This window comes from Halalkalibacterium halodurans (genome assembly GCF_005671335.1).
In the GTDB taxonomy this organism is placed as follows: domain Bacteria; phylum Bacillota; class Bacilli; order Bacillales; family Bacillaceae_D; genus Halalkalibacterium; species Halalkalibacterium halodurans.
On the sequence record NZ_CP040441.1, the window covers coordinates 3,171,639 to 3,184,687 of the forward strand.

A 13,049-nucleotide genomic window follows, 5' to 3' on the forward strand; every position below is an offset into this window, starting at 1 on the left:
AAAAGGAAAACTTCATAAAGTGCAAAGAGACTACCTTCGTAAGAAGGCAGTCATGATAGTCCGCTTTCGTTGATAGCTGGTGTGGGGAGCAAACTTTTCGAAAATCGTTCAACTCGCCGCAAATTAAGCAAACGTTTCTCCAATCGCTTCACATGTTTGACTTCTGATGGAGGACCAGATTGCTGTTGATAAGCTTCGATCCCGTATATAACTGGATCTGGAAAGGATAAATAGGCGTGCAATAACCGTTTTTCTTCCTCTAGTAATGGAAGGTGTTGCTCATAACGATAAAGCCAGCGGTGCCCTTCCTCTTCAGACCAAAGGGCGTGCGGAAAGCTATGTCTAAAAAAGCTGGCTAAATCACGAGCAGGTGTGTCCAATGCAGCCCGCTCAAAGTTAAACAACAACGGTTCATGTCGCTCATTAAAAAAAGCATGGGCGCGGCTTAGCCTTCCGTGACAGAGGACGCTTCGATATTTTTCTTTCTCCAAGCACGTCTCATACCATGCTTCAAGGGACTCCTTCGCCGTGTGGGCCATATGCTCTAAAAATGAAAAGTGAGTTAATAACGTTAGCTCATAAGGAGACATATACGTTTTTCGTTCCGCCTGATCTGCAAAGCGATTCATTGTCAGCCATCGCGAATCCCATCGGTCACGCAGCTCGTTGTATGAAGCTTCAAGCTGCTCCTTCGAGAACGGCTGTGTCTTTACGGTCAAACGATGAATGACACCGAGCTGATCTGCCAGCTTCTCTTCTTGTGATTCACGGGCATTGTAAGGAATTGATTCAATCCATGGCATCACATAAAAACTCGTATCTCGATCTGTCAGTGTATATTCACCAAACTTTGTCGGTAAAAGAGGGACCACTTTCCGATAGCCTAAACGATCAAGCTTTCTCATACAGTAGACGAACCAATCGGCTTGCGATCGCGTCATTTGCGTCTTTTTTAAGGCAAATAAACCGTGCTTTGTGACGAGTTTCTTCACGTTCTCCCCATGGTCCTCTACCGCTTCTGGATATAAATCATACTGATACAAAATCGCCTCAAGAGGTAGTTGAGCTTGTTGCATAATCACTCACCTTCTTTTTTTCGTCAAGCCAACCGCTTAATTCTCGCACTAGCTTACGTGCTTTCTCCCATTCCTTTCGCACATCTTTACCTTCCCGTACACCTTGAAGTTCATACGGCTTCAAACATTCAGCTAATAGTAGATACCCTTGTCCGTCTGTTAAAGGGTGAAAATCATCCATTTCATCAAGAAGACGTTTTAATGAGTCCGTGCCATACTCCTCCATCCAAAATAGAAGAAAGGTTCGTAACGGAGCATAGCTCTTCTGAGGTTCCTCTTTTCTTGGACAGAAGAAAAATAACCCGTTCCAAGAGTATCCACGATCGATGGACAGTGACGCTGGTAATGTTGGAGGCTCAAGCTTGGAAAACCATGCCGTTAATTGCTCAGATTGCTGAATTCGTTTTTTACCCTCTCGCACAAGTGCTGCCCATTGCCCCCCTGTTTCAACAGAAGAGGGAGCGATTAAACGTTCCTGAGTTGAAGCGCTATACGGGGTTTGTTCACCAAATGCCAGCATGTTCCCGATGAACGCTCCCCATATCGCCTCCCGATTTTCTTCTAATTGAAGCGGAACCGCTCCTTCCATATGATCATGTACGGTAATCCATTGATGTTCATATGGAATGGCGGTTCGCCCATCTTTCGTTCGTATCATTCGATCAACAAACACATGCGGGGGCTGCTGGCATGTATCTCGCCAAGCAACATGCCATTCAAGTAAATCAAATTCGTCCCAATATTCAATCCTCTTATGGCCATACTCTGTTTGAATGAGATGCTCGGAAAGCTGGACCACTTCCTGATATGAGTAATTTTCCTTCAAGTGGTTGACAAGAGCCATAACTGCTCCTCCTTACCCCTCTTTCGACTGATGGGATGGGACAGGAATGTAAAGAATTTGCCCTTCTTCCACCCGTTCCTCTGTTAAACGATTGAAACGTATTAAGTGACTTGTCGAAATATCATATCGCTCGGCGATCATATCGAGAGATTCATTTTCTTGAATGATGCACATCTTTAACTTCGAAAATTCCTCTTCACCGTTCGTCATCATTTTTGTTAAATAAAGGGCATTCTCTTCTCGATGTCCTTTTGGTTCGTCTGTATCTTCCCCTAGATCTTCTTGTGATTCCTCGTCTATTGCTACTTCCTCTCGCTGAACGCCAAGTTGAATTTTCGTAGGATTCTCTTCTTCTTCCACACTTTCGGAATCATAGTGTTCTACGTCTACTTCTCCACGCATCAGCGCTGGTTCAATAGCATTTTCTTCGTTGACTTGCCCCTCTGCTGTCTCATCCTGATTAGCAACTGATGTAACTTCTTGTTGATGATTTTCCTCTTGCTGCTTTTGAACGGAGGCTGTAGACTCCTCCACTTTTGCCTGATCCGCTTTTGATTCCTCTATTGACTCCCCTTCGTGTGCCTGCTCTTCGTTCGATACAACCACATCTTCCTCTAGTTTATTTTCATTATCTGCTGGTTGAAATTTAAATGTTTGTCGAGACTGCACTCCCTCATTCCATGCACCAGCCTCCTCATTCACAAACGGTTTTTTCGCTTCAAACGAAAAAGTAGATGGGATAGGCTCTAACTGTGGTGGCTTCGGGAGTGGGTCGATGGCTGCTGGACGCTCCGATTGTGCTTTTTGCTTTGACACAGGAGGCTCACTTGTCATACCGCTAATCGACACATCTGCCGTTAATTGAATGCAGCTTCGTTCTGGCAAGTCATAATCAAATGAATCAACTTGAACGTAAATATCGTCTAGTTTTTGAATTCGACTTAAAGGAATCGTAACATCAATCGGGAAAAAATGTTGAATGCTCCCCTTTCCCTCGTCATCAATGGTCACCTCTTCGACTGAACGAAACGACACCTGTTCTTGAATGGCCGAAGTTGGATCAAGGGTCGCTTCCTCTTCCGTCGGTACATATTCTCCAAGAAGTCTTAAGCCGCCTTTAATATAGACATGATCCTGCTTTTCTTCGATCCGAATATCAGGCTCAAGGGACATTGCCAATATTTCTTTTACTTCTTGCCCTTTATTAAGCCAAACGGTTTCTTCAATGGAAAACGACAACTTTGAAGGTCGTTCTTGCGTCATTTTCATTCCTCCTCATCTGGAATTCAGTTCACCTGTGCTCGTTCACGATCAGTACGATACACTCTATGACACAACCGCATCGTTTATGATTGAACACAGCTTGTCTTTCTCTCCTTGCTTCGCTTCCATCCTATGCGGTTCCCCTAGCAACATATGCCTATGGATTTGTGCTTTTTAGATTAAAAGGGGCAGATTGTCACTTGCGAAAAACGTTCACAAGAGAATAAAAAAACAACACATGCCTCCTCTAGCGACATGTGCTGTTCAGTCTATTTTTTTAAACGCTTGAATGCTTGACGTGCTGCATCAACTGTAAAATCAATATCTGCCTCTGTATGTTTCGTTGATAGGAACATTCCTTCAAACTGAGATGGCGGAAGTGATACTCCTAGATGTAACATCTCCTTAAAATATTTTGCGAAAAATTCTAGATCTGAGCTTGAAGCGTCTGCAAAATTTTTCACCTTCTTATCGGTAAAGAAAAAGCCAACCATTGAGCCAGCCCGGGACGTATAGTGTGGAATATCATACTCCTTCGCCACAGCTGATAGCCCTTCTGCTAATCGATCTCCTAGTCGATCAAAATATTCGTAATTCGCTTCCGTTAATTGTACAAGTGTCTCATAACCAGCTGTCATCGCTAACGGATTTCCTGATAGTGTCCCCGCTTGATAAATCGGGCCGCTCGGAGCGATTTGCTCCATGATCTCTCGTTTTCCACCATAGGCGCCAACTGGAAGACCACCTCCAATGACTTTTCCAAGACACGTCAAATCAGGTGTAATCCCAAATGCCCCTTGCGCACAGTGGTAGCCGACACGGAATCCTGTCATCACTTCATCAAAGATAAGAAGTGTACCATTTTCTTCTGTTAGACGGCGCAACTCTTCTAAAAACCCTGGTTCAGGTGGGACAACTCCCATATTCCCTGCAACTGGCTCAACGATTACACCCGCTAGATCATCGCCGAATTGCTCGAACGCATAACGGACGCTCTCGAGGTCATTGTATGGAACCGTCAACGTATTTTGGGCAACTGTTTCAGGTACTCCTGGACTATCTGGAAGACCGAGAGTCGCCACACCAGATCCAGCTTTAATCAGTAATGAATCACCATGCCCGTGGTAGCAGCCTTCAAATTTTAAAATTTTATTTCTGCCCGTATAGCCTCTAGCCAAACGGAGTGCACTCATCGTCGCCTCTGTTCCTGAGTTAACCATCCGCACCACTTCAATCGAAGGGACACGCTCAATGACAAGCTCAGCTAGCTTTGTCTCTAATTCACTTGGGGCGCCAAAACTCGTCCCTTTTTCTGTCGTCTCTTTTAATTTTTCAACCACTTGATCATCGGCATGTCCTAAAATAAGCGGTCCCCATGAAAGAACATAATCAATATACTCGTTTCCATCAATATCGTAAATGTTCGCTCCTTTTCCTCGTTCCATAAACACTGGGTCCATGTTTACAGACTTAAAGGCACGGACGGGGCTGTTTACCCCCCCTGGCATGAGCGGCTTCGCTCGATTAAACGCTGCGCTTGATTTTTCGAACGTTTTCATAGCATCATCCCCCTCACTTCTCTTCATTTAACCAACGGGCTACATCTTTAGCAAAATAGGTTAAAATTAAATCTGCTCCCGCTCGCTTCATACTTATTAGCTTTTCAAGTACCGTACTTTTTTCATCAATCCACCCTTGCAAGCTAGCTGCCTTAATCATCGAATATTCCCCAGAAACGTTATAAGCCACAACTGGAAGACCTGTTTCATTTTTTACTTCACGAATAATATCGAGATAAGAGAGGGCAGGTTTCACAATTAAAAAATCGGCACCTTCCTCTACATCAGAACGGGCTTCTCGCAGTGCTTCTAACCGATTCGCCGGATCCATTTGGTATGTTTTCCGATCCCCAAACACAGGTGAACTATGTGCTGCGTCGCGGAAAGGTCCATAGAATGCTGATGCATATTTTACCGCATACGACATAACGGGTACATCTGTAAACCCTGCAGAATCCAGTCCAGCACGAATGGCCGCTACAAACCCGTCCATCATGTTAGAAGGGGCAATGATATCAGCCCCAGCTTTTGCTTGGGAAACAGCCGTTCTCGCTAATAAATCAAGACTCGGATCATTGAGAATTTTTCCTTCTTCAATGACACCACAATGACCATGATCCGTGAATTGGCAAAGGCACGTATCTGCGATTACCGTTAAATCAGGATATGATTCCTTTACTTGACGAATCGCTTGTTGGACAATTCCATGCTCATGATAGGCAGCGCTACCGACAGCGTCTTTTTCAGCTGGGACCCCAAAAAGAATAATCGCTGGGATTCCTAAAGAGACGACTTCATCCACTTCTGCATCCAACTGATCGAGCGATAATTGATAGACATTCGGCATGGATGGAACCTCTTGTCTCACCCCTTCGCCTTCCTTCACGAAAATTGGATAAATAAGATCATCAATATGTAGTTTCGTTTCCCTTACCATGTTGCGAATAGCGGCCGTTTGCCGAAGTCTTCGATGGCGCTTAAACGTTAAATCTTGTCCCATTGTTATCCGTCCTCCTTTACAAAATCACAGATCGCGTTTACAAGACCTTCCCCTGTATACGTCTTGGCTACAATATGAACCGGCAGTCCACGCTGTTTTGCTCTAGCGGCAGCAATTGGACCAATATAAGCATACAATAAATGCTCGTGAAGTATGAACTCTCGATCGAGAAGCGTCACAAAATGATCAACGGCTGAGGGCGAAGTAAACGTAATAATCTCAATCCTATGCTTTTGAAACGCTTCGCATAACATCACTTTGGCTTCCAATGGCCGCTTCGTTTCATAAACGGTCATCTCATCGACGATAAAGCCGTTTGCCTCCAGTCCAACTTTTACGGTAGGGCGAGCTAGATTCCCTTTTGGAAACAGGACTCGGCACGGCTTTAATCTTTTCACCATTGTTTCAACCAATGACTCTGCAACGTACTCATTCGGCATTAAGTCTACACTGATTCCGTAGCGCGAAAGCTCTCGTTGTGTCGAGCTCCCTACAGCCGCAATGGAAGGCAATTTTTTAAGCTCCTGCCGTGGCCATGTGTTGAAAAAAAAACGGACGGCGTTGGCACTTGTGAATACAATCCATTCATATGATTGGATGGACGCCCCTACTTCTTCATACACGTCCATCGTTTTTATAAACGAAAGCAGTGGGACTTCAATTGGAACTCCCCCTGCTTCCTCAATCAAACGAGAAAGGGAAGAGGCTTGCTCCTTTGCTCTCGTAATAAGAACACCCTTCCCCTTTAATACGGGTGCAATCATTGCGACTCCAACCCTTTTTTCACTTGTTCTAGCACTTCCTTCGCTCCTTGATCCATCAAAGTCTGTGCCATCGTTTCACCAAGTTCAACAGGATCTTTTCCACGAAGAATTTCTTTAAAAATTTGCTCACCATCTGGTGTGCCGACTAGGGCGGTTAGCTCAATCTCTCCTTCATCTGTTAACGTGGCGTATCCAGCGATCGGAACTTGACATCCCCCTTCCATCCGATGAAGGAATGTTCGCTCCGCTAGAACCGTCTTTGCCGTTGTGTCATCATTGATCGTCTTTAACATCTCAAGAACTTCGTCGTCATCCGCTCGGCACTCAATGCCTAAAGCTCCTTGTCCAACCGCAGGAACACAAAGGTCTGGGTCAAGATATTCGGTCACAATTTCATTGGACCAGCCCATTCTCTCAAGACCTGCTGCGGCAAGAATGATCGCATCGAAATCTTCCTCTTTTAGCTTTCGCAAGCGTGTTTCAATGTTTCCACGAATCCACTTAACTTCTAGGTCTGGACGCTTCGCTAAAATTTGGGCGGAGCGTCGTAAGCTGCTCGTTCCGACAATTGAACCGGCTGGCAATTCGGCCAACGTATATCCTTCATTTGAAATGAGCGCATCCCTTGGGTCGACTCGAGTCGTTGTTGCTCCTAGAGCAAATCCTTCCTGAAGTACAGAAGGAACGTCCTTCATACTGTGAACGGCGATATCGATTTCTTTGTTCGCCATCGCCTGTTCGATCTCCTTAACAAATAACCCTTTCCCCCCTACCTTTGAGAGGGTAACGTCAAGAATTTGATCGCCTTTTGTGATAATTTTTTTTATTTCAAAATCAAAAGGAGCACCGGCCTCTTTTAATTTGCTGATCACCCACTCCGTTTGGGTAAGCGCCAATTGGCTCCGTCTTGAACCGATAATTATTTTTCGCAATTCTCCAACCTCCAACTCTATTGTTCCAACGTCTTTTAATCCCATAAGTGAAACGTAGATAGGCTACCAGGGAGAAAATAATTGATTAGTATGAGTAAAAAGCACGCCACGTTTAGCAGCGCCATAGAATAGCCTCTTTTCATCTTTACCACACGTTGGTATAAGTAAACCGCATAACCACACATGACGATCATTGATGAGATCACCTTTGCGTCAAACCAAGGCAGTTCCCCAAACTGAATCGAGGCCCAAACAAATCCTAGGATAATGCCAATCAAAAAAAGCGGGAAGGCAAACATTGTCGAGTGAAACGCGTACTGATCCAACTTAGTCAACGACCCTAACCGCAGCAGCCGTTTTCCCCATTTTTTTCGCTTCAACATTTGGTGCTCGAGAACATACAAAGCGGAAAACGCAAATGCTAGCGTAAGCCCAGCATAAGAAAGCAAAATCATCGATACGTGGATGATCAATAGCTCCGAGATGAGCAAGGAGGCGAGCGATTCTGGTACGTCTCCATCTGGGGTAAACAAACTAAATGACATCATAACAAAGCCGATGATATTGACGAAAAAAACGAGAAAATCGACGCGAAATACACGATTAATGATGAGCGATAGAGTGACAACAACCCATGCATAAAAAAATAGCCCTTCAAATGGGGTAATGATCGGTAGCCGATTTAGGTCAATTGCACGTATGATAAAAAAGACCGTTTGTAGTAACCATACAACAGAAAGCAACCAGAAGGCCAAACGATTGACCTTCCGGTTGTGTTGCAAAAAGTCAATAAAATAAGCAAACAAGCTAATGCTGTAAATGATAATCGTCAACGGGTAAATCCAATTCATATATTGTCCACCTCAGGAGAATGCTTCCACTAAGATTTTACCATAACATGAGATTGTTTCTCCATACAGGTGATTGGACGTTTTTTCGCAAGCCACTCTTGCTCTGCTTGCTTTACTTTTTCTTGTTTTTCTTGCTCAGCCAACTCTTCTTCTAGAGCAAAGATTTTTGTAAACAAGTCCAGTGCTTCTTCCCTCTCCGGTGCGTTCGCAAGCTCTTTAATACGAGTGATTGGATCTCTCAACAACTGATTTACAATGCTTTTTGTATGCTTGCGAAGCACTTTCTTTTCTCTTTCCGTTAGGTTTGGAAGCTTCCGTTCAATGCTTTCCATCGTTTCCCCCTGAACGGTTAGCGCTTTTGTTCGCAAGGCTGTAATGATTGGGACAACCCCTAGTGTATTAAGCCATTGCTTAAATTCCACCAGCTCTTCTTCAATCAAAAGCTCAATTTTTTCTGCTTCCGCTCTCCGTTCTTCTAAGTTCGTTTGAACGATGTTTTGCAAATCGTCAATGTCGTATAAGTATACGTCATCATGCGAAGCAAGAGCTGGGTCTAAATCTCGTGGCACTGCAATGTCCACCATAAAAAGAGGACGACCTTTTCGCTTCTTTAATGCGTGAGAAACCATATCTGACGTGACGACATAACCTGTAGCGCCAGTGGAACTAATGAGGATATCGGCCTCCACTATCGCCTCTGTCAGCTCATTATATGGACGATCCACACCGAGGAAACGCTTGGCAAGCTCTGCTGCTTTTTCTCTCGTGCGATTAATGACCGTCACTTGTTCTGCACCGTTGCTATGAAGGTGCTTTGCTGTTAGCTCGCCCATTTTTCCTGCTCCTAGAATGAGCACTTGCTTTCCTTTAAAATCATCAAAGATTTTCTTTCCAAGTTCAACAGCTGCATAGCTAACAGATACTGCATTTTGCCCAATATCCGTTTCCGAGTGAGCCCGCTTCGCTAAGGTAATCGCTTGTTTGAACAGATGATTAAAAATCGAACCAGTGACTTGCTCTTCTTGAGCGATGAAAAAGCTATTTCTAACCTGTCCTAAAATTTGCGTTTCGCCAAGGATCATCGAATCTAATCCTGTCACCACTCGGAAAAGGTGCTCAATCGCATGATCGTTTTCACGAATCGTTAAAAACGGGGTAAATTCATCTTTCGGGAGCTTGAACCAATCAGCCAAAAAAGTTTTTGTGAAGTGCCGCCCAGTATGAAGTTGATCGGCAACGACATATAATTCCGTTCGATTACATGTTGAAACAATCGTGCACTCTAAAATGCTCTTCATTTGACGAAGCTGATGAAGGGCTTGAGGAAGCTCCGAATCTTGAAAGGAGAATTTTTCACGAATTTCAACAGGGGCTGTTTTATAATTTAATCCGATCATTAAAATGTGCATGTCTCTCGCTCACCCCTACAGGAAAAATGACAAAATTCTAGTGTACGTCCAATTCAAAACTATCTACATTATAACATGTCTAATGTAGCTTGTTAAAAAAAGTTTGTGAACAGTTAATGAAGGCTGAACGACTGCTAAACATCCATTCAGATCCAGCCACTGACTTATCTTCTAGCTTAACCAAATCAAGTCAGAACTATGATAAAACCGAAGTTGTGCCCTAGTGTTTTTTATTTAGAATTATTATTATAAGATATATATTATTATAAATGAATATGAAGGCATGTCAATAGAAAAACACCTTCAACTAGCAGAAGGTGTTTTCGAATCATGAGATCGCATGGAGGATGGCTTTCCATGCCTCATCTTTTCCTACGCCTGTTTCCGAGGAAAAAATGACAATTGGATCGCCTCCATCTTTCCCAAGCACACTTGCGATGTTTTTCACGTGTTTTGGCCACTTCCCTTTTGGGATTTTGTCACACTTTGTCGCGATAATAATGACTGGGATTTCAAAGTGCTTTAACCAGTCATACATCAGTTGGTCATCCTTCGTAGGATCGTGACGAATATCAATGATTTGCAACACAGCTTTTAATTGACCGCGTTGTTGTAAGTACGTCTCAATCATGCGCCCCCAAGCTTCACGGTCTTTCTTTGACACTTTGGCAAATCCATACCCTGGCACGTCAACAAAATGCAAGATGTCATTGATGTTATAAAAATTTAACGTTTGCGTTTTCCCTGGCCTTTGTGACGTGCGAGCTAGCTTTTTTCGATTGATCATTTTATTAATAAACGATGACTTCCCTACATTAGAACGACCTGCAAGTGCGACTTCCGGTAACGGACTGTTTGGATATTGCTCTGGCTTCACCGCTACACAGTCTAGTTCAGCTTTTGTTACTTTCATTTCTTCTCTCCCAACGCATGCTTTAATACTTGATCTAAGTGATCAACTAAAATATAGTTTAAATCCTCACGCACACTTTTTGGAATATCTTCCAAATCTTTTTCATTCTCCTTCGGGATGATGATAGTCGTCAGTCCAGCACGATGGGCGCTCATCGATTTTTCTTTTAAACCGCCAATCGGTAACACACGGCCTCTCAGCGTAATTTCCCCTGTCATTCCTACTTCTTTTTTCACAACACGACCAGTTAATGCGGAAATGAGGGCTGTCGCCATCGTGATTCCTGCAGACGGCCCATCTTTTGGTGTAGCCCCTTCAGGAACATGAATATGGATATCGTTTTTTTCATGGAAGCTCGGGTCGATGTCTAGCTCTTTTGAGCGTGAGCGAATGTAACTAAACGCAGCTTGAGCTGATTCTTTCATTACATCGCCAAGCTTTCCTGTAAGAATGAGCTTCCCTTTTCCAGGCACGACCGATACTTCAATCGAGAGCGTATCTCCTCCCGCCGTAGTATAGGCGAGACCTGTCGCTGCTCCCACTTGATCTTGCTCTTCTGCAAGTCCATAGCGAAACCGCTTTTTCCCTAACATTGTTTCGATAGTGTTTTGAGTAACAACCACTCGCTTTTTCTTTCCAGATACGAGCATTTTTGCCCCTTTGCGGCAAAGGGTAGCCATTTGCCGTTCCAAGCTTCGAACACCGGCTTCCCGGGTATAATAGCGAATAACTTTTAAAATCGCTTCTTCCTTCACTTGAAAAGTTCCTTTAGTTAGGCCATGTTCCTTCATTTGTTTTGGCAGAAGATAGTCTAACGCTATTCGCTGTTTTTCAACCTCTGTATAACCAGCAATTTGGATAATTTCCATTCGATCAAGAAGCGGACCTGGAATCGTCATAATGTTGTTTGCAGTTGTAATAAACATCACTTTCGATAAGTCGTAGGGCTCTTCAATGTAGTGATCACTGAACGTATGGTTTTGTTCAGGGTCGAGTACTTCTAAAAGGGCCGCTGCTGGGTCTCCTCTAAAGTCGTTTGCCATCTTATCGATTTCATCAAGTAAAAATACTGGGTTGACCGATCCTGCCTTTTTCATTCCTTGAATAATTCGTCCCGGCATAGCCCCAACATAGGTACGACGATGACCACGAATCTCAGCTTCATCCCGAACACCGCCTAGGGATATACGAACAAACTCCCGGTTAAGTGCTCGTGCCACAGAGCGTGCGAGCGACGTCTTTCCAACTCCAGGGGGGCCCGCCAGACATAAAATCGGACCTTTTAGTTCTTTCGTTAATTGCTGAACCGCCAAATATTCAATGACACGTTCTTTTACTTTTTCTAAACCATAATGATCTTCGTCTAGGATGCGTTCGGCACGGTTTACGTCAAGAATGTCTTCCGTTTCCTTCACCCATGGTAGCTGTATCAACCAATCAAGATAATTTCGGAGAACAGAGCTTTCTGCGGAGCTAGCCGGCATTTTTTCATACCGTTCCAATTCTTTTAATGCTTTTTCTTCTACGTTTTCTGGCATGTTCGCCTCATCTATTTGCTCACGTAATGAGGCAACTTCCCCTGTTTTTCCTTCCTTATCTCCTAGCTCTTTTTGAATCGCCTTCATTTGCTCCCGAAGGTAATACTCCTTTTGAGTACGCTCCATTGATTTTTTGACCCGTTGACCGATTTTCTTTTCGAGCCCGATCACTTCTTTTTCGTTGTTCAATACGTCAATGACTTGCAGCAACCGCTCTTTTACGGACGTTGTTTCAAGAAGCTGCTGCTTTTCGACAATTTTTAACGGTAGATGAGAAGCGATAACATCCGCCAACCGACCAGGCTCAGCAATATCAGAAACAGACGCTAACGTTTCAGCCGACACTTTTTTCGATAGCTTGATGTATTGTTCAAATAATTGCAGCACATTGCGCATAAGAGCCTTATTTTCGGTCGCGTTATCTTCATCATCTTCAGGCAAGGTACGCATCTCTACTTCGATAAATGCATCATTGGCAACATATTTTTCGATCTTCGCTCGCTGAAGCCCTTCGACGAGTACACGAATCGTCCCATTCGGGAGCTTTAACATTTGCTTAACTTTCGCATAAGTCCCAATTTGATAAATGTCGGTTTCGATCGGTTCATCTATAGAAATTTCTTTTTGCGCAGCGAGTAAAATGTAGTGGTCATCAATCATTGCATGTTCTAAAGCTTCAACAGATTTCTTTCGTCCAACATCTAGATGGAGGACCATCGTTGGAAAAACGAGCAATCCTCTTAGCGGCAACAGTGGTATATTGCGCCGCACGCTTTCAGCCATCCGCACACACCTCCAAAAATTCTTCATCCTTCGACAGAATTCGTCATACTCCAATCAATGTTGCGAAAAAATTGGGGGTTTTTGGCGATTCAGTATCTCAATTTTATCTTAATGATA

Annotated in this window: 11 protein-coding genes; all 11 read right to left on the bottom strand. The window is 43.8% G+C overall.

The window, feature by feature from the left end; translation table 11 throughout:
• Positions 1-50: 50 nt before the first annotated feature.
• Positions 51-1,076, bottom strand: coding sequence for a spore coat protein YsxE (ysxE, locus tag FED51_RS15435; RefSeq protein ID WP_053430585.1), 1,026 nt, complete (start codon positions 1,074-1,076; stop codon positions 51-53).
• Complete coding sequence (locus tag FED51_RS15440) at positions 1,051-1,920, bottom strand: hypothetical protein (RefSeq protein ID WP_010899185.1); 870 nt, start codon at positions 1,918-1,920, stop codon at positions 1,051-1,053. The genes ysxE and FED51_RS15440 overlap by 26 nt, the downstream gene beginning before the upstream one ends.
• A gap of 12 nt (positions 1,921-1,932) precedes the next feature.
• Positions 1,933-3,183: a stage VI sporulation protein D gene (gene spoVID, locus FED51_RS15445; RefSeq protein ID WP_053430584.1), complete on the bottom strand. Its 1,251-nt coding sequence runs from the start codon at positions 3,181-3,183 to the stop codon at positions 1,933-1,935.
• A 269-nt stretch (positions 3,184-3,452) separates the two neighbouring features.
• Positions 3,453-4,742 carry a glutamate-1-semialdehyde 2,1-aminomutase gene (gene hemL, locus FED51_RS15450; protein ID WP_010899187.1) on the bottom strand — a complete coding sequence of 430 codons (1,290 nt, stop codon included), beginning with the start codon at positions 4,740-4,742 and terminating at the stop codon, positions 3,453-3,455.
• Positions 4,743-4,755: 13 nt separating this feature from the next.
• Positions 4,756-5,742 (bottom strand): porphobilinogen synthase, encoded by a 987-nt coding sequence (hemB, locus tag FED51_RS15455; RefSeq protein WP_053430583.1) that lies wholly within the window; start codon positions 5,740-5,742, stop codon positions 4,756-4,758.
• Between the two features lie 2 nt (positions 5,743-5,744).
• Positions 5,745-6,506: a uroporphyrinogen-III synthase gene (locus tag FED51_RS15460; RefSeq protein ID WP_053430582.1), complete on the bottom strand. Its 762-nt coding sequence runs from the start codon at positions 6,504-6,506 to the stop codon at positions 5,745-5,747.
• The gene (gene hemC, locus FED51_RS15465; RefSeq protein WP_053430581.1) at positions 6,503-7,438 is read right to left on the bottom strand and encodes a hydroxymethylbilane synthase; all 936 of its coding nucleotides are present in this window, start codon (positions 7,436-7,438) and stop codon (positions 6,503-6,505) included. The genes FED51_RS15460 and hemC overlap by 4 nt, the downstream gene beginning before the upstream one ends.
• Before the next feature lie 35 nt (positions 7,439-7,473).
• Positions 7,474-8,289: a cytochrome C assembly family protein gene (locus tag FED51_RS15470; RefSeq protein WP_010899191.1), complete on the bottom strand. Its 816-nt coding sequence runs from the start codon at positions 8,287-8,289 to the stop codon at positions 7,474-7,476.
• A 29-nt stretch (positions 8,290-8,318) separates the two neighbouring features.
• The gene (gene hemA / locus FED51_RS15475) at positions 8,319-9,698 is read right to left on the bottom strand and encodes a glutamyl-tRNA reductase (protein ID WP_053430580.1); all 1,380 of its coding nucleotides are present in this window, start codon (positions 9,696-9,698) and stop codon (positions 8,319-8,321) included.
• Between the two features lie 328 nt (positions 9,699-10,026).
• Positions 10,027-10,611: a ribosome biogenesis GTP-binding protein YihA/YsxC gene (gene yihA / locus FED51_RS15480; protein WP_053430579.1), complete on the bottom strand. Its 585-nt coding sequence runs from the start codon at positions 10,609-10,611 to the stop codon at positions 10,027-10,029.
• On the bottom strand, positions 10,608-12,932 hold the full coding sequence (lon, locus tag FED51_RS15485; RefSeq protein ID WP_053430578.1) for an endopeptidase La: 2,325 nt from the start codon (positions 12,930-12,932) through the stop codon (positions 10,608-10,610). The genes yihA and lon overlap by 4 nt, the downstream gene beginning before the upstream one ends.
• Between the last annotated feature and the right edge of the window lie 117 nt (positions 12,933-13,049).